Genomic DNA, 22,111 nt, shown 5'->3' on the forward strand with positions numbered 1-22,111 from the left:
CTATGCGCATTGGTGTCCTCACCTCCGGTGGCGACTGCCCCGGTCTGAACGCGGTCATCCGGTCCGTCGTGCACCGTGCCGTCGCCGACCACGGCGACGAGGTCATCGGTTTCCGGGACGGCTGGAAGGGTCTCCTGGAGTGCGACTACCTCAAGCTCGACCTGGACGCCGTGGGCGGCATCCTGGCCCGCGGCGGCACCATCCTCGGCTCCTCCCGGGTCCGCCCGGAACACCTGCGCGACGGTGTGGAGCGGGCCAAGGGCCATGTCGCGGAACTCGGTCTGGACGCGATCATCCCGATCGGCGGTGAAGGCACGCTGAAGGCGGCCCGGCTGCTGTCGGACAGCGGGCTGCCGATCGTGGGCGTGCCCAAGACCATCGACAACGACATCGCTGTCACGGACGTCACCTTCGGCTTCGACACGGCCGTCACCGTGGCGACGGAGGCGCTGGACCGGCTGAAGACCACCGCCGAGTCGCATCAGCGCGTGCTGATCGTGGAGGTCATGGGCCGGCACACCGGCTGGATCGCGCTGCACTCCGGCATGGCGGCCGGCGCCCACGCCGTCGTCGTCCCGGAACGGCCCTTCGACATCGAGGAGTTGACCGCGAGGGTCGGCGAGCGGTTCGAGGCCGGCAAGCGCTTCGCGATCGTGGTCGCGGCGGAGGGCGCCAAGCCCGCGCCCGGCACCATGGACTTCGACGAGGGCGGCAAGGACATCTACGGCCACGAGCGCTTCGCCGGGATCGCCCGCCAGCTGTCGGTCGAGCTGGAGCACCGGCTGGGCAAGGAGGCGCGGCCGGTGATCCTCGGGCATGTGCAGCGGGGCGGCACGCCGACGGCGTACGACCGGGTGCTCGCCACGCGCTTCGGCTGGCACGCGGTGGAGGCCGTGCACCGGGGCGAGTTCGGGATGATGACGGCGCTGCGCGGGACGGACATCGTGATGGTGTCGCTCGCCGAGGCGGTCGAGACCCTGAAGACCGTTCCGGTGGAGCGGTACGACGAGGCCGAGTGCGTCCTTTAGTTCACCTGAGAACAACCCGCCCCCGGTCACGGTCGTGACCAGGGGCGGTTCTACTCTTGGGGGCGGACAGACGCGTACAACCCCCACGAATCAGGAGCCGCCGGATGGATCACAGCGGGCACGGCATGATGATGGATCTGCCGCCGTTCACGCTGGCACGGGGGCTCCAGTGGTCGACGGACCCCTTCTTCCTCATCGCCTGCGTGGCCGGGCTCGCCCTGTACGGCTGGGGTGTCGTACGACTGCGCCGACGCGGGGACACCTGGCCGGTGTCCCGTACGGTGTCGTACGTCGTCGGTGTGCTGACCATCGCCCTGGTGATGTGCACCAAGCTGAACGACTACGGCATGGTCATGTTCAGCGTGCACATGGTCCAGCACATGATCATCAGCATGCTGTCGCCGATCCTGATCCTGCTGGGCGCGCCGGTCACGCTGGCGCTGCGGGCGCTGCCGACCGCGGGCCGGGGGCGCAAGGGCCCCCGCGAGCTGCTGCTGATGCTGCTGCACAGCCGCTACATGCGGATCATCACCCACCCGGCGTTCACGATCCCGCTGTTCATCGCGAGCCTGTACGCGCTGTACTTCACCCCGCTGTTCGACTTCCTGATGGGGTCCAGGGCCGGGCACATCGCGATGATGGTGCACTTCCTCGCGGTCGGCGTGGTCTTCTTCTGGCCCATCATCGGCATCGACCCGGGCCCGCACCGGCCGGGGTATCTGATGCGGATGCTGGAGCTGTTCGCGGGCATGCCGTTCCACGCGTTCTTCGGCATCGCGCTGATGATGGCGTCGACACCGATGGTGGACACCTTCAAGCATCCGCCGGCCTCGCTCGGCATCGACGCCCTGTCCGACCAGAACGCGGCGGGCGGCATCGCCTGGGCGTTCAGCGAGATCCCGTCCGTGCTGGTGCTGATCGCGCTGCTGTTCCAGTGGTACGGCTCGGAACAGCGGCAGGCCAAGCGCAAGGACCGGGCCGCCGACCGGGACGGCGACAAGGAACTGGAGGCGTACAACGCCTACCTGGCCTCGCTGAACACTCGCGAAGGATAGGCGGAGCCATCCCCTCCGCGAGGGATTCGGGGCACCATGGTCATGGACGGACCATGAGGAGGGTGTCGCGATGCGCGGTTCCACGAACGGCTCCACGAATGGCTCCACCAAGGCGATGGGGGCGCTCACGGTCGGCGGGCTCGTCGTCGTGACCGCCTACACGGTCGCGCTCGGCAGCAACGGCTGGCTCTGGTTCGGATGGGTCGTGCTGGGGCTGCTGACCCTCGCCATGGTGGTCACCCAGTCCTAGGTTTCCTCGTCACCCCCGGTCCCGGGTTCCCTCGCGGCGGGCGTGGCTGATTACAGTGCCCGCATGAACAGCAGGACCACGTCCTTCGACGATCTCGACCGCAAGATCATCACCGCGCTGATGACGAACGCCCGGACCAGCTTCGCCGAGATCGGCGCGGAGGTCGGGCTGTCCGCGACGGCGGTCAAGCGGAGGGTGGACCGGCTGCGCGAGACCGGGGTGATCACCGGGTTCACGGCGACGGTGCAGCCCTCGGCGCTCGGCTGGCGCACGGAGGCCTACGTCGAGGTGTACTGCGAGGGCGCGGCCCCGCCCCGGCGGCTGGCGGAGGTCGTCCAGAACCATCCGGAGATCACGGCGGCCATGACGGTGACCGGCGGCGCGGACGCGCTGCTGCATGTGCGGGCGCGGGACGTGGAGCACTTCGAGGAGGTGCTGGAGCGGATCCGCACCGAGCCGTTCATCCGGAAGACGATCAGCGTCATGGTGCTCTCCCACCTCCTCCCGGAAAGCCCCGAAGCGGGCGCGACCCAGGTGGCGCCCGAATGACGCGAGCCATGCGCACGACTGCTGCGCCTTCCCCCTGAATCACGCAGCAATCCTGCGCATCTAAGCAGCTTTTCATTCTTGTCGGGCGTCCTCCTCCCTTTCTACCGTTGTGCTCACCCCTTGTGACACTCAGCAAAGCGGAGGGAACCGACTGTGTCCGAAAGCCGTGTGCAGCGCCCCCGGCGCTTTCTCGTCTGTGAACCCAGACACTTCGCGGTGCAGTACGCGATCAACCCTTGGATGCAGCCCGACCAGCCCGTCGACGTGGACCTCGCCCAGGAGCAGTGGCAGGCGCTGATCCGCGCCTACCGCGCCCATGGGCACACGGTCGAGTCGGTCGAGCCGGTCCCCGGCCTGCCCGACATGGTCTTCGCCGCCAACGCCGCGCTCGTGGTCGGCGGCCGCGTCTTCGGCTCGCTGTTCCACGCGGCGCAGCGACGCCCGGAGTCGGTGCACTACGACACCTGGTTCAAGGCGGCCGGCTACGACGTGTACCGCCCCGAGTCGGTGACCGAGGGCGAGGGCGACCTGGTGTGGACGGGCCGGTACGTGCTCGCCGGCACCGGGTTCCGCACCACCCGGGAGGCGCACCGCGAGGCCCAGGAGTTCCTCGGCCATCCGGTGATCGGCCTGACCCTGGTGGATCCGCACTTCTACCACCTCGACACGGCGCTGTTCGTCCTCGACGACGACAACATCTGCTACCACCCGGAGGCGTTCTCGGCGGGCAGCCGGGAAGTGCTGCGCCGGCTGTACCCGGACGCGGTGCTCGCCACCCGCGAGGACGCGATGGCCTTCGGCCTGAACTCCGTGTCCGACGGCCGCAACGTCTTCATCGCCCCCCGGGCCGAGGCGCTCGCCGAACGCCTCGCCGACCACGGTTTCATCCCCGTCCCCGTCGACCTGTCCGAGTTCCACAAGGCCGGCGGTGGCATCAAGTGCTGCACCCAGGAGATCCGCTGATGACCGCACCCGCGCTCGCGCGCACGTCCGACGACCTGATCAAGGCGGAGGAGCCGGTCCTCGCGCACAACTACCACCCGCTCCCCGTGGTCGTCGCCCGAGCCGAGGGCACCTGGGTGGAGGACGTCGAGGGCCGTCGCTATCTCGACATGCTGGCCGGCTACTCGGCCCTGAACTTCGGCCACCGGCACCCGGCACTCGTCGAGGCCGCGCACCGCCAGCTCGACCGGCTCACCCTGACCTCCCGCGCCTTCCACAACGACCAGCTCGCCGGGTTCGCCGGGCGGCTCGCGGCGCTGACCGGCCTGGACATGGTGCTGCCGATGAACACCGGCGCCGAGGCGGTGGAGAGCGGCATCAAGGTGGCCCGCAAGTGGGCCTACGACGTGAAGGGCGTCCCCGCCGACCGGGCGACGATCGTGGTGGCGGCCGAGAACTTCCACGGCCGTACGACGACGATCGTCAGCTTCTCCACGGACGAGACCGCCCGGTCGGGCTTCGGCCCCTTCGCGCCCGGCTTCAGGATCGTGCCGTACGACGACCTGGCCGCTCTGGAGGAGGCCGTCGACGAGACCACGGCGGCCGTGCTGATCGAGCCCATCCAGGGCGAGGCCGGCGTGATCATCCCGAACGACGGCTATCTCACCGCGGTGCGGGAGCTGACCCGCCGCAAGGGCTGTCTGTTCATCGCCGACGAGATCCAGTCGGGCCTCGGCCGCACCGGCCGCACCCTCGCCGTCGAGCACGAGGACGTCGTGCCGGACATGCTGCTGCTCGGCAAGGCGCTCGGCGGCGGCATCGTGCCGGTGTCGGCGGTGGTGGCCCGGCGCGAGGTGCTGGGTGTGCTGCACCCGGGCGAGCACGGCTCGACGTTCGGCGGCAACCCGCTGGCCGCGGCGGTCGGCACGGCCGTGATCGAGCTGCTGGAGACCGGTGAGTTCCAGCAGCGGGCGGCCGAGCTGGGCGTGGTCCTGCGGGACGGGCTGGGCGAGCTGGTCGGCAGGGGCGTGCTCGGGTTCCGGGCGCGCGGGCTGTGGGCGGGCGTCGACATCGACCCGGCGATCGGCACGGGCCGCGAGGTCAGCGAGCGGCTGATGCGGGAGGGGGTCCTGGTGAAGGACACCCACGGGTCCACGATCCGGCTGGCGCCCCCGCTGACCGTCACGGCGGAGGAACTGCGCTCCGCGCTGGCCGCGCTGGAGCGGGTGCTCGGTTCATGACCTCGGCGCGGCCGCCGGGCTGAGACATCGGGGGGAGCGGCGCACGCCGCTCCCCCCGTTCGTACACCGCCACCCGATGTCCGAAGGGTGACGATTCAGCCAAGAGGGGGTAGACCACTCTCAGCTACAGAGAGGTCGACCGTGGGCACTCACGAGGAGCGGGACGTTGCCCGGCAGCGTTTCGACGTGGCCGATGCCGCGCCCCTGCTGCTCGACGCCCGGGGCATGGTGACGGCCTGGACGCCCGACGCGCAGCGGCTGCTGGCGTACCCGGCCGCCGAGGTGGTGGGCACCGGGGCGGCCGGCCTGCTGTCCGCCCCGGACGCCGCGCGGGTGCCCGAGCTGGCGAGGCGGTGCCGCAGCAACGGCGGCTGGGCGGGGCTGCTGACCGCGCAGCGCAAGGACGGGCAGCTCGTCCGGCTGATGGTGCGGATCACTCCGACGCGGGAACCGGACGGCACGGCACGGTGGCTGGTTCTGCTCTCCGAGACCTCCGGGGCGCGCGGCTGGGACATGAGCCGTGCGGTGCTGGAGCAGATGGTGACCGACTCCCCCGTCGGCATCGCGATCGTGGACACCGATCTGCGGTGCGTCTGGTCGAACGAGGCCCTGGAGCGGTACGGCGGCGGCTCCCCGGACAGGAGGCTGGGGCGACGGCTGGCGGAGATCCAGCCGGGCATCGACTCCGCGGACATCGAGACGCAGATGCGGGCCGTGCTGGAGACCGGCCGGCCGGTGGTCGGGTACGAGCACGTGGGCCAGATCCGGTCCGCACCGCACCGGGAGACGGCGCACATGATGTCGTTCACCCGTCTCGACGACGCCGCGGGCCGGCCGATGGGCGTGTACTACACCGTCGTCGACGTCACCGAGCGGCATCGCGCCCGGCAGCGGCTGGCCCTGCTCGACCGGGCCGGCGAGCAGATCGGGCGCACCCTGGACATCCGGCGGACCGCGCAGGAACTGGCCGACGTGGCCGTGCGCGGCTTCGCCGACTTCGTCGGGGTGGACCTGCTGGAGTCCGTGCTGCGCGGTGCCGAGCCCGAACCGCTGCGCGACACCGATCACGTACCCCTGCGGCGTGCCGGGCACCAGTCGGTGAACCCCGGGATCCCGGAGGCCGTCGTCGAGATCGGCGAGGTCGTCACCTATCTCGCCGGATCGCCTCCGATCCGCTGTCTGAGCACGGGCCGGTCCTGGCGCGAGGAGCGACTCGACCCGCTGGCCGAGGACTGGGCCGCGGGCGTCCCGGACGGCCGGGCGGCGACCTTCGTGGACCTGGGCCTGCACAGCGTGCTGATCGTGCCCATCCGCGCGCGGGGCGTCACGCTGGGCGTGACCACGTTCTTCCGGCGCCGCCGTCAGGACCCCTTCGACGAGGACGACCTGAATCTCGCCGAGGACCTGGTGTCCCGGGCGGCGGTCTGCGTGGACAACGCCCGTCGCTACACCCGTGAGCGGGACGCGGCCCTGGTCCTGCAGCGCAGCCTGCTGCCGCACCGGCTGCCCGAGCAGAACGCGGTGGAGGTGGCCGCCTGCTACCGTCCGGCCGACGAGCTGACCGGCCTCGGCGGCGACTGGTACGACCTCATCCCGCTGTCCGGGGCACGGGTGGCCCTGGTCGTGGGCGAGGTACCGGGCCACGGCATCGACGCCGCCGCGGCCATGGGGCGGCTGCGCACCGCCGTACGCACCCTCGCGGCGCTCGATCTGCCGCCCGAGGAGATCCTCGCGCACCTCGACGACCTGGTGGCGCGGATGGCCGCCGAGGAGGGCGTCCCCGAGATCCCGCAGGCCGCCGACGCCCAGGCGCTGGGTTCGGGGTGTGTGTACGTCGTCTACGACCCGGTCGACGGCCGGTGCACGATGGCCGCCGCGGGCCATCCCGCGCCCGCCGTCGTCCTGCCCGACGGCGTCGTCAGCTTCGTCGACCTCCCGCAGGGGCCGCCGCTCGGCGCGGGCGGTCCGCCCTTCGAGGCGGTCGAGCTGGCCCTCGGCGAGGGCAGCACGCTCGCCCTCCACACCGACGGACTGCTGGTCCACGGGCCGGACGGGACCGTCGAGGCGGACCGCGACCGGCTGCGCCGCGCCCTGGAGCGGCCCGCCCCCTCGCTCGACCTGAGCTGCCGGTCCGTGATCGACACCCTGGTCCCGGCCCGGCCGCACGACGACGTGGCCCTGCTGATGGCCCGGACCAGGCTGCTCGACGCGGGGCAGGTCGCGGACTGGGACCTGCCGGCCGATCCGGCCCTGGTCGCCGACGCCCGCAAGGCCGCCTCGCGGCAGCTGGCCGAGTGGGGCCTCGCGGACCTGGTGTTCACCACCGAACTGGTCGTCAGCGAGCTGGTCACCAACGCCATCCGGCATGCGGAGGGCTCCATCAGGCTCCGGCTGATCAGGGAGCGGGCGCTGATCGTCGAGGTGTCCGACGGCGGCGCCACCGCGCCGCATCTGCGCCATCCGCGCGCCATGGACGAGGGCGGGCGCGGACTGCTGCTGGTCTCCCAGTTCACCCAGCGGTGGGGCACCCGTTTCGTGCCCAAGGGGAAGGTCATCTGGGCCGAGCAGTCCCTGACGGACCCGCCGGAGTGAACGGCGCGGGGCGAAGGCCGGTGCCGAGGGCACGGGCCCCCGCCCGCTCCGCGTCAGCTCACGGGCTCGTTTGCCCCTCAGCCCGTGCCGAGGAGCTTCTTCATCTCCTTGATCTCGGCGTTCTGCGCGGTGACGACGGCGTCCGCCAGGGTCCTGGCGGGTCCGTACGCGCCCTTGGTCTTCTCCGTGCCGGCCATCTCGACGGCGCCCTGGTGGTGTTCGACCATCAGGGACAGGAACATCGTGTCGAAGTCCTTGCCCTCGGCCTTCTTCAGCTTGGCCATGTCGGCGTCGCTCATCATCCCGGGCATGCCGGAGTGGCCCGAGTGGTCCATGCCGGCCATGGGCACCTGCTCGCCCCAGGCCGTGAGCCAGCCGGTCATGGTGCGGATCTCGGGGTCCTGCTCCTTCTCGATGCGGGTGGCGAGGTCCTTCACCTGTGCCGAGGAGGCCCGGTCGGCGGCGAGTCGCGCCATCTCCAGGGCCTGCTGGTGGTGCGGGATCATGCCCTGCGCGAAGGCGACGTCCTGTGCGTTGTGCGCGGTGCTGCCCGATGCGCTCGGGGCGGCGGAGGCGCCGTGCACGGCGTGGCCGCTGCCGTCGCCGCCGCAGGCGGCGAGGACGAGGGCGGCGGTCGCGGCGACCGTGGCCAGGGCGGCACGGCGCATCGGAGTACGGGTGGTCATGCTGGAACTGCTGTGGTTCTCAGGGGATTTCGGGTGGGCCTGAGCGCGACCGCGGGCTCCGCCGTCGAGAGGCGGGCGCTGCGGCCGTCGGGGCTCTAGATCCGCAGGAGTTGGAGTTCGGCCAGGGAGGGCGGGTCGCGGGCGCCGTCCGGGCCGGTGGCGGCTCGGGAGCGCGGGTGATGGTCCGGCCCGGGGACGGCCACGGGGTCGGGGACCAGGGCGGTCGGCTGCGGGCCGCCGTTCACCGCGCCCGAGGCGCAGGTGGGGTCGGCGTGGTGCAGCCGACCGCCGCCGCAGTGGCCGTCGGCGTCCGCACAGTCGTCCTGCCCGGCGGCGGCGACGGTGGACAGGGTGGAGTGATGCTCCGGCCGGCTGTGCCCCGCGTGCGTCGTGCCCCCGCCGGGCCCCAGCGCGTGCATGCCCAACAGCCCGAGCAGCAGCGCCAGCACGAGCAGCCCGCGCCGCCGCCGCTGGGGCGGGCTGCTCGGGGTGCGCGGTCCGGTGCTGTGCATCCCTGCCATCGTACGAGGGCCGGGGCACCGGCCTCGCCCCTGCGCCGACCGGGTGCCGGACACGGGCGCAGCTGCCGCCATGATGACGTCGCCGCCCGTGCGCACTACCGTCGGGCCGACGTCGGCCATGGCACCGCGATGCCGGGGGTTCGGTGAAGACAGCATGAGCATGGCCGGTTGCGGTTACAGATGACGACAGGCACACGCCGGCGTGGCCTGGACGACGTGAGGGGCGAGCCGTGTTCTATTACCTGCTCAAGTACGTGTTGCTGGGCCCCTTGTTGAGACTGGTCTTCCGGCCTCGCATCGAGGGCCTGGAGAACGTGCCGGCCTCCGGCCCCGCCATCGTCGCCGGCAACCATCTGTCGTTCTCCGACCACTTCCTGATGCCTGCCATGCTCAGGCGCCGGATCACCTTCCTCGCGAAGGCCGAGTACTTCACCGGCCCGGGGCTCAAGGGCCGGCTCACCGCGTTCTTCTTCCGCAGTGCCGGGCAGATCCCGGTGGACCGCTCGGGCAAGGAGGCGGGGCAGGCCGCGATCCGCGAGGGGCTGAAGGTGCTGGGCCGAAACGAGCTGCTCGGCATCTATCCGGAGGGCACCCGTTCGCACGACGGCAGGCTCTACAAGGGCAAGGTCGGCGTCGCCGTGATGGCGCTGAAGGCCGGGGTGCCGGTCGTGCCGTGCGCGATGATCGGCACGTTCGAGGCCCAGCCGCCCGGGAAGGTCGTCCCGAACCTCCACCCCGTCACCATCCGGTTCGGCAAGCCCCTGGACTTCTCCCGCTACGCGGGCATGGAGGAGGAGAAGGCGATCCTGCGGGCCATCACGGACGAGATCATGTACGCGATCCTGACGCTGTCCGAGCAGGAGTACGTCGACGAGTACGCGGCCGTCGCCAAGGAGCGGCAGGCCGCGGCGAAGGGCGCGAAGGAGCGCAGGTTCCCGCGCGCGCCGCTCAGCTGACCGCGCGGGACGGCCGCCGAGGGCCGGTGTCCCCGAGGCGCTGAGCGAGGGGCGGCCGGAGAGTCCGGCCGCCCCTCGTCACCGTACGGGCCCGGTTACGGCTTGGGCGTGGCGTGGGGCCCGCAGGTCACGTCCGCACCGTCCAGCTTGCCGTCGATCAGGTAGGAGTCGACGCGCTGGTTGATGCAGGGGTTGACCAGGCCGGTCACACCGTGGGATCCCGCGTCCTTCTCGGTGATCAGACGGGAACCCTGGAAACGCTTGTGCAGGTCGACGGCGCCCTCGTACGGCGTGGCGGCGTCCCGGGTGGACTGCACGATCAGCACCTGCGGCAGACCCTTGTGGGTCGTCACCTCGACCGGGGTCCGCTGCTTGGCCGGCCAGGTGGCGCAGGGCAGGTTCATCCAGGCGTTGGCCCAGGTCATGAACGGGTAGTCCTTGTTGAGCCGGGTGTTGTCCCGGTCCCACTTCTTCCAGCTGGTCGGCCACTTGGCGTCGGTGCACTCGACGGCCGTGTAGACGGCGTTGCCGTTCTCCGCGGTGATGTTGCCCGCGGTGTCCGACATGTCGGGGGCGGCCGCGTCGACGAGCGCCTTGGTGTCGCCGGCGACGTACTTGCTGAACGCCGTGGCGACCGGCACCCACGAGGAGTCGTAGTACGGCGCGTTCTGGAAGAAGGAGATCAGCTCGGCCGGGCCGACGACCCCGCCGAGGGGGTTCTTCTTGGCGGTGGCGCGCAGCTGGAGCCACTTGGCCTGGACGGCGGCGCGGGTGGTGCCGAGGTGGAAGGCGGCGTCGTTCGCGGCGACCCAGTCCTCCCAGTCCTTCCAGCGGCCCTCGAAGGCGATGTCCTGGTTGAGGTTGGCCTCGTACCAGATGTTCTCGCGGGCCGGGTCGACCACGCTGTCCACGATCATGCGGCGCAGATGGCCCGGGAACAGGGTGCCGTAGACGGCGCCCAGGTAGGTGCCGTAGGAGACGCCGAGGTAGTTGAGCTTCTTCTCGCCCAGGGCCGCACGGATGACGTCCAGGTCGCGGGCGGTGTTCGGCGTGGTCATGAACGGCAGCATCGCGCCGCTGCGCTCGGCGCAGCCCTCGGCGTACTCGCGGGCCAGCTTGCGCTGTGCGCGCTTGTCCGCCTCGGTGTCCGGCACCGGGTCCATCTTGGGCGCCTTGACGAACTCCTGCGGGTCGATGCAGGAGATCGGGGCGGAGTGGCCGACGCCGCGCGGGTCGAAGCCCACGAAGTCGTAGGCCTTGGCGACGTTCGCCCAGACGGGGTTCTTGTTGGTGACCCGGGTCGGGAAGCGCAGCCCGGAACCGCCGGGGCCGCCCGGGTTGTAGACGAGCGAGCCCTGCCGCTCCTGCGGGGTGCCCGTGTTGCCGATACGGTCGACGGCGAGCTTGATCTGCTTGCCGTACGGGTGCGCGTAGTCGACGGGCACGCTGACCCAACCGCACTGGATGGGCTTGGCCAGCCCCCAGTCGGCCGGGCAGTCCTGCCAGTCGATGCCGGCCTTGGCGGCGCGGGCGGCGGCGACCGCGGCGCCCTTGGCCTCCCGGTCCTGGCCGGGCCGCCCGGCGGCGCTGGCCGCGGGCGCCGTGACGGCGCCGGCGACGAGAGTGGCGGTGACGAGTGCTCCGGCCGAACCGAGCGCCAGCAGGCGGCTCTTCGGTCTGTTGTCCCTCAAGTGGGCCCCTCCCCCTACATCAGGATCGCTGCGAGTGGTCAGGCGGGGATCCTCTCGGCTGTGAACCACCTGAGAACAGGGGTAGCCACCCATCTTTACCAATCCGATAACCGGATGATCATGTCCCGTTGAGCGGGGCGCTCCGCGGCGTTGGGCCAGGAGAGGGAGTGTCGCGCGATGCCGTCGGCCGTCTGCGGCCACGCCGTGGCGTGGCGCGCGGTCCCCCCGCCCCCTCCGCGGCGCCGCCCGCCGCGCCCGCTCAGCCGAACTCGGCGAGCACCTCGTCCAGGAGCCTGCGCAGGCGCAGGGCATCCGGGGCGACGGCGCTGACCAGGACCGCCGGGCCGGCCAGCGGTATGAGTGCGGCGCACTCCCCGAGCACTCGCGCCTCCATGGGATGTCGCGCGAACTCGGGTCGCACCACGAGGAGTTGACCGACCGACCGGTGTCCGGCGAGCACCGCGGGTCCGTCCCAGCCGCCCGGCGCGCCGGGGCCGGAGGCCAACTCCTGGTCGAGCAGCGTCCGGCCCGCGACCCGCACCGTCAGCCGGCTGGTGAGCCGCCCGGGTTCCTCTCCGGCCCGCCCGAGCACCTGCTCCTCGCGCAGCACGAGCCGGGCACCGGTGGCGAGTTCGGCCCGCGTGGTGACGTGCAGGTCGCTGCCCCGGGCCGAGATCAACTGCTCGGGCAGCCAGTGCAGTTCGGCGCCGTCGGCCACATCGAGCCGTACGTCGTAGCGGGCCTCGCCTGCGGCCTGGCCCGGCAGGGCGAGCGTGGCGGCGGCCGAACCGACGTGCAGTCGGGCGCCCTGTGCCGCGCTCGCCGTGAGCGAGAAGCGGTCGCCGCCGAGCGGGCCGCTCATCGCGCCGACCAGCATCACCTTCGCCTCGGCGCCGACGGCCCGGGTGCGGCGCAGGGCCAGCGGGCCGTCGGAGTCGAGCACGGGCAGCACCGTGCCGCCCCGGCCGTCCGCGCGGGCGACGATCCGCGCGTTCGCCCGCACCCCGGTCAGCGCGGTCACGACGTCCACGCGGCGAGCCGCCCCCGCGTCCACGCGGCCACGTCGGCGACACCGCTCCGTGTGCGCAACGACTGGAAGACCACGGGGAGTTCGGCCCGCTGGGCCTTGGCGTCGGCGGCCATCCGGGTGAGGTCGGAGCCGACGTACGGCGCGAGGTCGGTCTTGTTGACGACGAGCAGGTCGGCCGTGGTGACGCCGGGTCCGCCCTTGCGCGGGATGTCGTCGCCGCCGGCCACGTCGATCACGAAGATCTGCGCGTCCACGAGGCCCTTGGAGAAGGTCGCGGTGAGGTTGTCGCCGCCGGACTCGACGAGGATCAGATCCAGCGGGCCGACCGCGTCCTCCAGGTCCTCCACGGCTTCGAGGTTGGCGGAGATGTCGTCGCGGATCGCGGTGTGCGGACAGGCGCCCGTCTCCACGGCGGTGATCCGCTCGGGTGGCAGCACGGCCTCCCGGAGCAGGAACTCGGCGTCCTCACGGGTGTAGATGTCGTTGGTGACGACGGCGAGGGACAGCTCGTCGCGCAGGGCCCGGCAGAGCGCGGCGACGGTCGCGGTCTTCCCGGACCCGACGGGTCCGCCGAGGCCGATGCGCAGGGCGCGGCGGGCTCCGTCGGGGCGGTGCGCGTCCGCGCTCACGGCGGCCGGGCCGGTGTGGACGTGGTCGAGGTGCATGTGCGGCTCCGTTGTTTCGTGGGCCTGGTGGTGCCGGTCCGTGGACCGTGCGGTGGGGCGGTGGGGCGGCCACCGCTCGGCCCGCGAGGGGGACGGGCGGGGTGGGACGGGCGGGGTGGGAACGTCAGGAGGCGAAGAGGCGGACGGGCCAGTCGGCGTGCCACTGCGCCGCCACCTCCAGCAGCGGTGCCGAGGCGGCGGGCAGTGCGTCCGGACCCTGCGTCACGGCTCTCCTCGCCGCCTCCACCGCCAGATCGGCGACGCGGTCCAGCTCCGGCGCGAGCCGGGCCATCACCCCCGTCGCGTCGAACGGGTCCAGGCTCAGCAGCCTGACCGTGGCCGTGGCCGGGCCGCTCACGCTCTCGTAGAGCGCGCAGTAGGCCGCGTCCTGCGGGGCGAGTCCGGCCGCCCGCGCGGCCGTGCCGAGCACGACCGGCTGATGGGCGCCCTTGGGGAACTGCCGGGCCAGCGCGTCCAGTTCGGGTGAGGGCCAGCTCGCCCGCGCGGCCCGCAGCAACTGCCGCCCGAGCCGGCGCGCCGCGGCCCTGAGCGCGGGGGACGGCGTGCGGGCGTCCGCCGCCGCGTCCAGCTCGCCCGGATCCACGCCGAGTACGGCGGCGGCCGCCAGGGCGCCCGCGACCAGCCCCGCGGTGTGCAGCCGGCCCCGGCAGAAGTCCTCCAGGCTCGCCGCGGAGGTGATGCGCCCCGCCTTGACGGCGGCCTCCGCCCCACCGGAGTGCGCGTGCCCTCCGGCGGGGAAGCGGCCGTCGGCCAGGACGAGTAGTGCTGCCCGTGACATCGCGACTCCGTCAGAAGAGGAAGTAGCGCTGGGCCATGGGCAGTTCGACGGCCGGTGCCGCCTCGACCAGCTCGCCGTCGATGTGCACGGCGAAGCTGTCGGGGTCGATGCGGACATCGGGCCGGGCGTCGTTCTCGCGCATGTCGGCCTTGGTGACGGCACGCGTGGACTCGATCGCCACGAACCGCTTGCCGAGCCGCAGCCGCTCCGGCAGCCCGTCCTCGATCGCCGCCCCGGCCACGAAGTTGACCGAGTTGGCGGCCGGGGCGCGGCCGATCGCGCCGTACATCGGGCGGGGCAGGATCGGCTGCGGGGTGGGGATGGAGGCGTTGGCGTCGCCCATCTGCGCGTATGCGATCTGCCCGCCCTTGAGCACGAGGAGCGGCTTGACGCCGAAGAACGCGGGCTCCCACAGCACCAGGTCCGCGAGCTTGCCGGTCTCGACGGAGCCGATCTCGGCGAAGAGGCCCTGGGCGAGCGCCGGGTTGATGGTGTACTTGGCGACATAGCGACGTACGCGACGGTTGTCCGCGCGTCCGTCACCGGGCAGCGCCCCGCGCCTGCGCTTCATGACGTGCGCCGTCTGCCAGGTGCGCAGGATCACCTCGCCGACCCGGCCCATGGCCTGGGAGTCGGAGGAGATGATCGAGATCGCGCCGAGGTCGTGGAGGATGTCCTCCGCACCGATGGTGGAGGGCCGGATCCGGGACTCGGCGAACGCCAGGTCCTCCGGGACCGTCGGGTTGAGGTGGTGGCACACCATCAGCATGTCGAGGTGTTCCTCGGCGGTGTTGACGGTGAACGGCCGGGTCGGGTTGGTGGAACTGGGCAGCACGTTGGGCTGCGCGACCACGGTCATGATGTCCGGCGCGTGCCCGCCGCCGGCGCCTTCGGTGTGGTACGAGTGGATGCCCCGGCCCGCGATCGCGGCGAGGGTGTCCCCGACGAAGCCGGCCTCGTTCAGGGTGTCCGTGTGGATGGCGACCTGGATGCCGGTGCGGTCGGCGACGGTGAGCGCGGCGTCGATGACGGCCGGGGTGGAGCCCCAGTCCTCGTGCAGCTTCAGGCCGGCGGCGCCGCCCCGGATCTGGGACAGCATCGCCTCGTGGGAGACGGTGTTGCCCTTGCCGAGGAAGCCGACGTTGACCGGGTAGGCCTCCATCGCCTCGAACATCCGGGCCAGATGCCAGGGGCCGGGCGTGACGGTGGTCGCCTTGGAGCCCTCGGCGGGGCCGGTGCCGCCGCCGACCAGGGTGGTGATGCCGGAGGCCAGCGCCTCGTCGGCGATTTGCGGGCAGATGAAGTGGACATGCGCGTCGATGGCGCCGGCGGTGAGGATCCGCCCGTTGCCCGCGATGATCTCGGTCTCGGGGCCGATGACCAGGTCGGGGTGGACACCGTCCATGGTGTCGGGGTTGCCGGCCTTGCCGAGGGCGGTGATCCGGCCGTCACGGATGCCGATGTCGGCCTTGACGACACCCCAGTGGTCGACGACGACGGCACCGGTGATCACGGTGTCGGGGGTGCCGTCGGCCCGGGTGGCACGGGACTGGCCCATGGACTCGCGGATGACCTTGCCGCCGCCGAAGACCGCCTCGTCGCCGGAGGCGCCGGGACCGCCGGAGCGGTCCTCCTCGATCTCGATGAGCAGATCCGTGTCGGCGAGCCGGATGCGGTCGCCGGTGGTGGGCCCGAACAGGTCGGCGTAGGCGCCGCGGGAGATCTCAGGCATCGAGGGCACCTCCGGTCTCGCCACGCAGCCCGGGCACGATCCGGGCGCCGGCGAGGGGCACCAGTGCGACGTCGACGGGGATGCCGGGCTCGAAGCGGACGGCGGTGCCGGCGGCGACGTTCAGCCGCTTGCCGCGGGCGGCGGCGCGGTCGAACTCCAGGCCGGGGTTGGCTTCGGCGAAGTGGTAGTGGGAGCCGATCTGGACCGGCCGGTCGGCGGCGTTCAGGACGGTCAGACGGATGACCTCGCGGCCGTCGTTGAAGCTGACGGGGTCGTCGGCGAACAGGATCTCTCCGGGAATCATCGCGGCCCCCTCAGATGATCGGTTCGTGGACGGTGACGAGCTTGGTGCCGTCCGGGAAGGTGGCCTCCACCTGGACGTCGTGGATCATCTCCGAGACCCCGTCCATGACGTCCTCCCGGCTGAGAATCTTGCGACCGGAGGACATCAGCTCGGCGACCGTACGGCCGTCACGGGCTCCTTCGAGGATGTGCGACGTGATGAGGGCGACCGCTTCCGGGTGGTTGAGCCTCAGTCCACGGGCCCGCCGCTTCTCGGCGACGTCGGCCGCCACGTGGATGAGCAGCCTCTCTTGCTCGTGCGGGGTCAGTTGCACGTCCCACCTCACAGTCCTTGCTCCGGACCGTGCGGGGTCCGGATTGCCGCTGCCATCACGACGGGGATAGGTGTAACACACAGACAAATCCCTGGATTGTCCTCAATCCGGGTGGAAAAACCCCTGATGGCGTGGGTCGGCAGACTAGTTCGCCGGAGTTTCAACGACGTTAAACCAGCCCTTGATCCGGCGATGACCGCGTTATGGGAAGGGCGATACCCGACCGGGTCAGGGCGCGCCGGGACCGTGATGCTCGGCGGCGATCCCGAACCGCTGCTGTTCGCGCGGGGCGGAACCGGCCTCGCGAACACCCGAGACCGAGCTGACGATCTGCTCCCCGGTCGGCTCGGCCAGCGCGTCCAACCGCTCCAGATCAGCCGCCGAGACCAGCGCGACCAGTGGTTTTCCATGCCGTGTCACGACGACGCGCTCTCCGCCGTACACCACCCGGTTGATCAGGTCGGCGAGCTCAGCCCTGGCTTGGGTCACCGGAATCTCGTAGGCCATGTCCCCATCTTAACGGCACGTACGTCCTGTACATTTTTTACAGACGCCGAGCCCACCGGAGGCCGTGCGACGAGAAGGGGTGTGCCCATGTCCCGAGCTTTCGCCCGTCATGTCCTGCCCGAGTTCACCGAGCGCACCGGCGGCGGCGTGCGCACCCTCGACCCCTACGGCAAGCTCTTCGAGGACCGGATCGTCTTCCTCGGGACCGCGCTCGACGAAGCGGCCGCGAACGACGTGATGGCACAGTTCATGTACCTCGAACACGCGGCCCCGGAGCGGGACATCACGCTGTACGTGAACTCCCCGGGCGGCTCGTTCAGCGCGCTGACGGCCGTCTACGACACGATGCGCTACGTCAGTTGCGACGTGGCGACCTACTGCCTGGGCCAGGCCGCGTCCCACGCCGCGCTGCTGGTCGCGGCCGGCGCACCGGGCAAGCGGTTCACCCTGCCCGGCGCACGCATCACGATCACTCAGCCCCGGCTTCCCGAGCCGGTGCGGGGCCAGCCCAGCGACCTGCTCATCCAGGCCGAGGAGTTGGCACGGGTCCGGGCACTGACCGAGGAGATGCTCATGCGGCACACCGGGCGCACCGCGGCGCAGGTACACCGTGACCTGGAACGGGACTTGATCCTGGACGCCCCCGCGGCGGTGGCCTACGGCCTGGTGGACGGTGTCGTGCCCAGCCGGCGGAGCACGCCCGGCGCATCGGGCGCGAGGTGAGCCGCGGATGCTGCCGGACCTGCCGCCGCTGCCCGCACTGACGTGCGCCGAGGGCGATCTGATCGACCGTTACCTGGAGGCGAGCGATCTGCTGGGCCGGGTCAATCCCGCGCACGGCGGGGACACCTATCGTGGGCTGCGCGCGGCGCAGGCTCTGGTGCGCAAGGCGGCAGAACTGCGTGACGCCCTCGCGTTGATGCACCAGCGGGGCGAGACGGAGCTGCACGGAGACACGCTGGCACGGGCCTTGCGGGTCCTGGACGGTGAGCGTCGGACCGCGCGCGTCACGCTCCCGCCCTACGGGGTCGACTGATCCGGACACCCGACCAGCCCGACGGCCCCGAATGTCGACACGATCCGTTCGACCCGGGCGCGAAACGCCCCGAACGGCGTACCGCCGAAGGACGTACATCCAGGCCGTTTTCCCGACCTCCCGACTTGCGCACCGTGTGGATCTCCGGCGCGGAACGAAACGCTCCGCCCCAGGTCGGGGGCTACGACCGGGATATGACGATGCCTCGAACAGACCGCTGTCCACCCGAACGGGTGAGTGGTGAGTAACACCACAAATCCCCGATTCCGTTGGGATTTTCAGACAGCTGTGGGTGAAGATCCCTGTCTGACGAGAGGCCCCCGCCACCGCGGCGGGGCGGTCCGGGCGGACGCCGAGTCCTGCCGCCGCCTGGATGACCGGTCGACAGAAGTGGATCGGCAGGAGTGGAGGACCCGAGCAAGACGGGTCGCCGCAGCGGACGTTCGTCTGTATGTCGCAGACGGTCGGAGGCTTCGAGCGATCCTTGGGGTGAAGCCGCGGCAACGCGGCCGGGCAACTTCGCCAGCCCGAATCCGACAGGTCATCCTTCACAGGCGGCTGACGAAGGGTTGCGCATGACTGCGCTCAATCGTGTCCCGTCGCTCATGGCCAGGGCCGGTACGGCCTCGGCCCTCACCCTCGCCGCCGTCGGCGGCTCGATCGCGGTCCCAGGCCTCTCGGGCGATGCCTCGGCCGCGGCGCTCGCGACAAAAGCACTGCAGGTCGCGGCCTCCAAGAAGGGGTCCCCGTACCAGTACGGGGCCACCGGGCCGCGCAGGTTCGACTGCTCGGGGCTGACGCTCTACTCGTTCAAGAAGGCGGGCAAGAGCCTGCCGCGCACCGCAGCCCAGCAGTACAACAAGACGCACCACATCTCCGCCGGCAGCCGTCAGGCCGGTGACCTGGTGTTCTTCCACTCGGGTTCCAGCGTCTACCACGTCGGCATCTACGCCGGCCACGGCAAGATCTGGCACGCGCCGAGGACCGGGGACGTGGTGAGGCTCCAGAAGATCTGGACCAGGAGCGTCTGGTACGGCCGGGTCAACTGACCCGTCGTCAGATCAGGAGCGGCTCCGGCAGCGGGGCCGCTCCGAGCGCCGTCGGCGCCGCCTCGGTGCCCGCCTGGAGCCCACGGGCGGCTCCGGGGTGGCCTGCCGCGCAGGTGGCGCGGGACGGGACGAGCCCGGCCGCGGACGCCTTCCGGGCGCTGCTGGGCTACGGCTGCTGGGGGCCCGCCACAGGGACCGGCTGGGCCGGGACCGCCCAAGGGAGTTCGATGGAGACCGTCTTGCCGCCCTCGCGGGTGGGGCGGACGCGGAGTTTGCCGCCGCACTCGGCGGTCAGCCAGCGAATGATGACCATGCCGCGGCCATTGTCCTGCTGGACGGCGGCGGGCAGTCTCTTCGGAAAGCGCGGATGACTGTCCGTGACGCCGATGCGCAGATGTTCGTCACGGTCCAGCGCGATGTCGACCGTGAAGGTGGGTGACTGCCCGAAGGTGTGCTGTACGGCGTTCGTGGCGAGTTCGGAGACGATGAGCCGCACGGTGTCGGCCGCGTCGGTGTCCGACGGGAGGCCCCACTCCGCGAGCGTGCCCACGACATACGAGCGGGCGGCGGAGACCGAGGCGGGATCGCTCGGCAGAGTGACGGATGCTTCCAGATGGTCTGCCATGGCGACGTCGTCCCTTTCCCAGGGGCCCGCAGTCCGACACGGAGCGGATGGTTCGAGTACGGTCCCGGACTGGTGCTTGCTCGCTCGTCAGCCTGCCATCACCGGGCCGGTCACGGGGAGCGATCCACCAAGATATGCATATATCTGTCGCCCGAAGCGGTGAACTCTACGACGCGAGACCGTATTTGGGCGGCCCGGAAGGAGTAAGGAGGAGCCCATGCAGAACGGGCCGGCAGTGCGACGCCGCAAACTGGGCGCCGAACTGCGCACGCTGCGTACCGGTGCTGGGCTCACGAGCGGTGAGGCGGCCCGGCTGGTGGGCTGGCACCAGTCGAAGGTGAGCCGTATCGAGACGGGCGCCAGCGGCGTGAAACCGGGTGACGTACGGTTACTGCTGGACGTCTACGGGGTGCGGGACGCACAGCTGCGCGAGTTGCTGCTGATGCTCGCGGGCTCCGAGGACATGGGCGAACGCAATCGCTGGTGGCACGCCTACCGCGGGGTACTGCCGCCCACCTACCGGGATTTCATCAGCCTGGAGTCGCAGGCGAGCGCGATGCGCACCCTGGAGACCACCGTCGTGCCCGGCCTGCTGCAGACACCCGAGTACGCGCGCGCGGTGACCCGGGCGGCCGTCAAGGACCTGGACGACGACAGCCTGGACACCCTGGTCGAGGTGCGGCTGGCCCGGCAGGACGTGCTCCGCACCCGACGGCCGCTGAGGCTGAGCGCAGTGCTGGACGAGGCGGTGCTGCGGCGCGAGGTGGGCGGCGCGGAGGTGATGGCCCGCCAGCTGGAGCGGCTGACGGAGGCGGCCCGGCTTCCCCAAGTCCGGCTCCAGGTACTGCCGTTCGGCGCCGGGGCGCATATCGGCCTCACTGGACCTTTCGTTATCTTCTCATTTCCGAGCACTTCTGATCTGGACGTGGTTGTTCTCGACCAGTTGACGAGTAGCCTCTATCTGGAGCGGAAAGAAGACCTCATGGCCTACTCGGAGGCCTTCGACACCCTTCGGATGCACGCCCTTTCACCCGAGGACTCGCTGGAATACATCGCCGGGATAGGTGACGGCGCGTAAGGAGGCACCATGTCAGCACTGCCTCGGAACGTCCCTGCCAGTACCGATCTGCCAGACGTGCACTGGCTGCGCAGCAGCTTCAGCACGGGAGCCAACAACTGCGTGGAGACGGCCCGGCCGCTCTCCGGCCCCTGGGTCGGACTGCTCGCCGTGCGCGACTCCAAGAACCCCGCCGGACCCGCGGTGCTCTTCTCCGCCCCGAGCTGGGGGCGGTTCCTCACCGCACTCTGAACCGCGCGCCGACCGGAAGGCGCTCCCGTCGGAACGCCCGCCGATCAGAACCGATCAGTCAGCATCACGTGTGCGCGGAGCACGGCCGTGTCACGCCGACTCATGGTCGCGTTTCGCCGATCACCCGTACAGCGCGTTCGATCTCCGCCCCGGACAGGTCCGCCCGGGCGGTCAGTCGCAGCCGTGAGATGCCGTCGGGCACGGAAGGAGGACGGAAGCAGCCCACGGCCAGCCCCGCGGTACGGCAGTCGGCCGCCCAGCGCACCGCCTGTTCCGGGGACGGAGCCCGTACGGAGACCACCGCGGCGTCCGGACGCACCGCCTCCAGACCCGCGGCGGTCAGCCGTGCGTGCAGCTCCGTGGCCACCGCACGGGCGCGCGCCGCGCGCTCCGGTTCGCGCGCGAGCAGCCGCAGTGCCGCGAGCGCGGCGCCGGCCGCCGCCGGGGCCAGGCCCGTGTCGAAGATGAAGGTCCGGGCCGCGTTGACCAGATGGTCGATCACCCGCGTCGGGCCGAGCACCACTCCGCCCTGACTGCCCAGCGACTTGGACAGGGTCGCCGTGACCACCACGTCCGCGGCACCGGCGAGCCCGGCCGCCTGCGGCGTGCCCCGGCCGCCGTCGCCCAGCACCCCGAGCCCGTGCGCGTCGTCGACGACCAGCCCCGCGCCGTGCTCCCGGCACGCCTCGGCCAGCGCGGCCAGCGGTGCCCGGTCGCCGTCGACCGAGAACACGGTGTCGGAGACGACGATCGCCGGACCCTGGTGGGTGGCCAGGGCCTTGCGGACCGCCTGCGGGTCGGCGTGCCCGACGACCTGCTTGTCGCCCCGGGCGAGCCGGCAGCCGTCGATGAGGGAGGCGTGGTTGCCGGCGTCGGAGACGATCAGTGAGCCGTGCGGAGCGAGCGCGGTGACCGCGGCCAGATTGGCCGCGTACCCGGAGGAGAAGACCAGCGCGGCCTCGAAACCGCAGAAGTCGGCCAGTTCGCGCTCCAGCTCGGTGTGCAGCTCGGTGGTGCCGGTGACCAGCCGGGATCCGGTGGCGCCGGCGCCCCAGAGCCGGGCGGCCCGGGCGGCCCCCTCGGTGACCTCGGGGTGGTGGGCGAGGCCCAGGTAGTCGTTGCTCGCCATGTCCAGCAGGGCCGAGCCGGCGGGGCGGGGGCGCAGAGTGCGGACGAGTCCGGCGCGGCGGCGCGCCTCGGCCTGCTCGTCGATCCAGCCGAACGCCATGGG

25 protein-coding genes and 1 riboswitch are annotated in these 22,111 nt (G+C 71.6%); of the genes, 13 read left to right on the forward strand and 12 right to left on the reverse strand.

Annotation, left to right across the window (positions count from 1 at the left end; all coding sequences use genetic code 11):
* Window positions 1-2 precede the first annotated feature (2 nt).
* From AQI95_RS15130 to AQI95_RS15160, 7 genes are all read left to right on the forward strand, one after another.
* Window positions 3-1,028, forward strand: a complete 1,026-nt coding sequence (locus AQI95_RS15130) for a 6-phosphofructokinase (RefSeq protein WP_067122791.1) — start codon at window positions 3-5, stop codon at window positions 1,026-1,028.
* Between the two features lie 104 nt (window positions 1,029-1,132).
* Window positions 1,133-2,083, forward strand: a complete 951-nt coding sequence (locus AQI95_RS15135) for a cytochrome c oxidase assembly protein (protein ID WP_067122794.1) — start codon at window positions 1,133-1,135, stop codon at window positions 2,081-2,083.
* Window positions 2,084-2,153: 70 nt separating this feature from the next.
* Window positions 2,154-2,333, forward strand: a complete 180-nt coding sequence (locus AQI95_RS15140) for a hypothetical protein (protein ID WP_067122797.1) — start codon at window positions 2,154-2,156, stop codon at window positions 2,331-2,333.
* Window positions 2,334-2,396: 63 nt separating this feature from the next.
* Window positions 2,397-2,882, forward strand: coding sequence for an Lrp/AsnC family transcriptional regulator (locus tag AQI95_RS15145; RefSeq protein WP_067122800.1), 486 nt, complete (start codon window positions 2,397-2,399; stop codon window positions 2,880-2,882).
* Between the two features lie 153 nt (window positions 2,883-3,035).
* Window positions 3,036-3,845 carry a dimethylargininase gene (gene ddaH, locus AQI95_RS15150; RefSeq protein WP_079071261.1) on the forward strand — a complete coding sequence of 270 codons (810 nt, stop codon included), beginning with the start codon at window positions 3,036-3,038 and terminating at the stop codon, window positions 3,843-3,845.
* Window positions 3,845-5,065, forward strand: coding sequence for an ornithine--oxo-acid transaminase (rocD, locus tag AQI95_RS15155; RefSeq protein WP_067122806.1), 1,221 nt, complete (start codon window positions 3,845-3,847; stop codon window positions 5,063-5,065). Before ddaH ends, rocD begins: the two co-directional genes overlap by 1 nt.
* Window positions 5,066-5,206: 141 nt before the next feature.
* The gene (locus AQI95_RS15160) at window positions 5,207-7,657 is read left to right on the forward strand and encodes a SpoIIE family protein phosphatase (protein ID WP_067122809.1); all 2,451 of its coding nucleotides are present in this window, start codon (window positions 5,207-5,209) and stop codon (window positions 7,655-7,657) included.
* A gap of 77 nt (window positions 7,658-7,734) precedes the next feature.
* On the opposite strand, the gene AQI95_RS15165 is transcribed toward AQI95_RS15160, so the two are convergent.
* Complete coding sequence (locus tag AQI95_RS15165) at window positions 7,735-8,343, reverse strand: DUF305 domain-containing protein (RefSeq protein WP_067122812.1); 609 nt, start codon at window positions 8,341-8,343, stop codon at window positions 7,735-7,737.
* Between the two features lie 95 nt (window positions 8,344-8,438).
* Window positions 8,439-8,855: a DUF6153 family protein gene (locus AQI95_RS47320; RefSeq protein ID WP_159056524.1), complete on the reverse strand. Its 417-nt coding sequence runs from the start codon at window positions 8,853-8,855 to the stop codon at window positions 8,439-8,441.
* Between the two features lie 239 nt (window positions 8,856-9,094).
* Here AQI95_RS47320 and AQI95_RS15175 point away from each other — a divergent pair, with 239 nt between their 5' ends.
* Window positions 9,095-9,820 carry a lysophospholipid acyltransferase family protein gene (locus tag AQI95_RS15175; RefSeq protein WP_067122816.1) on the forward strand — a complete coding sequence of 242 codons (726 nt, stop codon included), beginning with the start codon at window positions 9,095-9,097 and terminating at the stop codon, window positions 9,818-9,820.
* Window positions 9,821-9,915: 95 nt separating this feature from the next.
* On the opposite strand, the gene AQI95_RS15180 is transcribed toward AQI95_RS15175, so the two are convergent.
* The 8 genes from AQI95_RS15180 to AQI95_RS15215 form a co-directional block, all read right to left on the reverse strand.
* Complete coding sequence (locus AQI95_RS15180) at window positions 9,916-11,511, reverse strand: alpha/beta hydrolase (protein ID WP_244188747.1); 1,596 nt, start codon at window positions 11,509-11,511, stop codon at window positions 9,916-9,918.
* Between the two features lie 259 nt (window positions 11,512-11,770).
* A complete protein-coding gene (locus tag AQI95_RS15185) occupies window positions 11,771-12,541 on the reverse strand; it encodes an urease accessory protein UreD (RefSeq protein WP_067123179.1) in 771 nt (256 codons plus the stop codon).
* Window positions 12,529-13,206 (reverse strand): urease accessory protein UreG, encoded by a 678-nt coding sequence (ureG, locus tag AQI95_RS15190; protein ID WP_067122819.1) that lies wholly within the window; start codon window positions 13,204-13,206, stop codon window positions 12,529-12,531. The genes AQI95_RS15185 and ureG overlap by 13 nt, the downstream gene beginning before the upstream one ends.
* 124 nt (window positions 13,207-13,330) lie before the next feature.
* On the reverse strand, window positions 13,331-14,005 hold the full coding sequence (locus tag AQI95_RS15195) for an urease accessory protein UreF (protein ID WP_067122822.1): 675 nt from the start codon (window positions 14,003-14,005) through the stop codon (window positions 13,331-13,333).
* Window positions 14,006-14,015: 10 nt separating this feature from the next.
* Window positions 14,016-15,737 (reverse strand): urease subunit alpha, encoded by a 1,722-nt coding sequence (locus AQI95_RS15200; RefSeq protein ID WP_067122826.1) that lies wholly within the window; start codon window positions 15,735-15,737, stop codon window positions 14,016-14,018.
* Window positions 15,730-16,041 (reverse strand): urease subunit beta, encoded by a 312-nt coding sequence (locus AQI95_RS15205; RefSeq protein WP_067122829.1) that lies wholly within the window; start codon window positions 16,039-16,041, stop codon window positions 15,730-15,732. Before AQI95_RS15205 ends, AQI95_RS15200 begins: the two co-directional genes overlap by 8 nt.
* Before the next feature lie 10 nt (window positions 16,042-16,051).
* Window positions 16,052-16,354 carry an urease subunit gamma gene (locus AQI95_RS15210; protein WP_067122832.1) on the reverse strand — a complete coding sequence of 101 codons (303 nt, stop codon included), beginning with the start codon at window positions 16,352-16,354 and terminating at the stop codon, window positions 16,052-16,054.
* Between the two features lie 228 nt (window positions 16,355-16,582).
* Window positions 16,583-16,861: a type II toxin-antitoxin system Phd/YefM family antitoxin gene (locus AQI95_RS15215; RefSeq protein WP_067122836.1), complete on the reverse strand. Its 279-nt coding sequence runs from the start codon at window positions 16,859-16,861 to the stop codon at window positions 16,583-16,585.
* Between the two features lie 87 nt (window positions 16,862-16,948).
* Between AQI95_RS15215 and AQI95_RS15220 the strand changes: the two genes are divergently transcribed.
* The 3 genes from AQI95_RS15220 (at window position 16,949) to AQI95_RS15230 (ending at window position 18,946) form a co-directional block, all read left to right on the forward strand.
* Window positions 16,949-17,584 (forward strand): ATP-dependent Clp protease proteolytic subunit, encoded by a 636-nt coding sequence (locus AQI95_RS15220; RefSeq protein WP_067122839.1) that lies wholly within the window; start codon window positions 16,949-16,951, stop codon window positions 17,582-17,584.
* 7 nt (window positions 17,585-17,591) lie between these two features.
* The gene (locus tag AQI95_RS15225) at window positions 17,592-17,897 is read left to right on the forward strand and encodes a hypothetical protein (RefSeq protein ID WP_067122842.1); all 306 of its coding nucleotides are present in this window, start codon (window positions 17,592-17,594) and stop codon (window positions 17,895-17,897) included.
* A gap of 418 nt (window positions 17,898-18,315) precedes the next feature.
* A riboswitch (cyclic di-AMP (ydaO/yuaA leader) is annotated at window positions 18,316-18,469 on the forward strand.
* Window positions 18,470-18,472: 3 nt separating this feature from the next.
* Complete coding sequence (locus tag AQI95_RS15230; RefSeq protein WP_067122845.1) at window positions 18,473-18,946, forward strand: C40 family peptidase; 474 nt, start codon at window positions 18,473-18,475, stop codon at window positions 18,944-18,946.
* 166 nt (window positions 18,947-19,112) lie between these two features.
* Here AQI95_RS15230 and AQI95_RS15235 read toward each other — a convergent pair whose 3' ends face one another.
* Window positions 19,113-19,571, reverse strand: a complete 459-nt coding sequence (locus tag AQI95_RS15235) for an ATP-binding protein (RefSeq protein ID WP_067122848.1) — start codon at window positions 19,569-19,571, stop codon at window positions 19,113-19,115.
* 217 nt (window positions 19,572-19,788) lie between these two features.
* On the opposite strand from AQI95_RS15235, the gene AQI95_RS15240 reads away from it, so the two are divergent.
* Together AQI95_RS15240 and AQI95_RS44825 are read left to right on the forward strand one after the other, a co-directional pair.
* Entirely contained in the window at window positions 19,789-20,649 is an 861-nt protein-coding gene (locus tag AQI95_RS15240; protein WP_067122850.1) for a helix-turn-helix domain-containing protein, read from the forward strand.
* A gap of 9 nt (window positions 20,650-20,658) precedes the next feature.
* The gene (locus tag AQI95_RS44825; protein WP_079071263.1) at window positions 20,659-20,880 is read left to right on the forward strand and encodes a DUF397 domain-containing protein; all 222 of its coding nucleotides are present in this window, start codon (window positions 20,659-20,661) and stop codon (window positions 20,878-20,880) included.
* Between the two features lie 100 nt (window positions 20,881-20,980).
* Here the strand turns inward: AQI95_RS44825 and AQI95_RS15245 are convergent, their stop codons facing one another.
* Entirely contained in the window at window positions 20,981-22,108 is a 1,128-nt protein-coding gene (locus AQI95_RS15245) for an 8-amino-7-oxononanoate synthase (RefSeq protein WP_067122854.1), read from the reverse strand.
* Window positions 22,109-22,111 lie beyond the last annotated feature (3 nt).

The organism is Streptomyces yokosukanensis (assembly GCF_001514035.1).
GTDB classification, from domain to species: Bacteria; Actinomycetota; Actinomycetes; order Streptomycetales; family Streptomycetaceae; genus Streptomyces; species Streptomyces yokosukanensis.

Coding starts and splice junctions, on each gene's coding strand:
- AQI95_RS15195 (WP_067122822.1), bottom strand. CDS start 14,005: ATGTCACGGGCAGCACTACTCGTCCTGGCCGACGGCCGCTTCCCCGCC.
- AQI95_RS15165 (WP_067122812.1), bottom strand. CDS start 8,343: ATGACCACCCGTACTCCGATGCGCCGTGCCGCCCTGGCCACGGTCGCC.
- AQI95_RS47320 (WP_159056524.1), bottom strand. CDS start 8,855: ATGCACAGCACCGGACCGCGCACCCCGAGCAGCCCGCCCCAGCGGCGG.
- AQI95_RS15240 (WP_067122850.1), top strand. CDS start 19,789: ATGCAGAACGGGCCGGCAGTGCGACGCCGCAAACTGGGCGCCGAACTG.
- AQI95_RS15145 (WP_067122800.1), top strand. CDS start 2,397: ATGAACAGCAGGACCACGTCCTTCGACGATCTCGACCGCAAGATCATC.
- AQI95_RS15230 (WP_067122845.1), top strand. CDS start 18,473: ATGACTGCGCTCAATCGTGTCCCGTCGCTCATGGCCAGGGCCGGTACG.
- AQI95_RS15225 (WP_067122842.1), top strand. CDS start 17,592: ATGCTGCCGGACCTGCCGCCGCTGCCCGCACTGACGTGCGCCGAGGGC.
- AQI95_RS44825 (WP_079071263.1), top strand. CDS start 20,659: ATGTCAGCACTGCCTCGGAACGTCCCTGCCAGTACCGATCTGCCAGAC.
- AQI95_RS15245 (WP_067122854.1), bottom strand. CDS start 22,108: ATGGCGTTCGGCTGGATCGACGAGCAGGCCGAGGCGCGCCGCCGCGCC.
- AQI95_RS15205 (WP_067122829.1), bottom strand. CDS start 16,041: ATGATTCCCGGAGAGATCCTGTTCGCCGACGACCCCGTCAGCTTCAAC.
- AQI95_RS15140 (WP_067122797.1), top strand. CDS start 2,154: ATGCGCGGTTCCACGAACGGCTCCACGAATGGCTCCACCAAGGCGATG.
- ureG (WP_067122819.1), bottom strand. CDS start 13,206: ATGCACCTCGACCACGTCCACACCGGCCCGGCCGCCGTGAGCGCGGAC.
- AQI95_RS15235 (WP_067122848.1), bottom strand. CDS start 19,571: ATGGCAGACCATCTGGAAGCATCCGTCACTCTGCCGAGCGATCCCGCC.
- AQI95_RS15200 (WP_067122826.1), bottom strand. CDS start 15,737: ATGCCTGAGATCTCCCGCGGCGCCTACGCCGACCTGTTCGGGCCCACC.
- AQI95_RS15130 (WP_067122791.1), top strand. CDS start 3: ATGCGCATTGGTGTCCTCACCTCCGGTGGCGACTGCCCCGGTCTGAAC.
- rocD (WP_067122806.1), top strand. CDS start 3,845: ATGACCGCACCCGCGCTCGCGCGCACGTCCGACGACCTGATCAAGGCG.
- AQI95_RS15135 (WP_067122794.1), top strand. CDS start 1,133: ATGGATCACAGCGGGCACGGCATGATGATGGATCTGCCGCCGTTCACG.
- AQI95_RS15220 (WP_067122839.1), top strand. CDS start 16,949: ATGTCCCGAGCTTTCGCCCGTCATGTCCTGCCCGAGTTCACCGAGCGC.
- AQI95_RS15215 (WP_067122836.1), bottom strand. CDS start 16,861: ATGGCCTACGAGATTCCGGTGACCCAAGCCAGGGCTGAGCTCGCCGAC.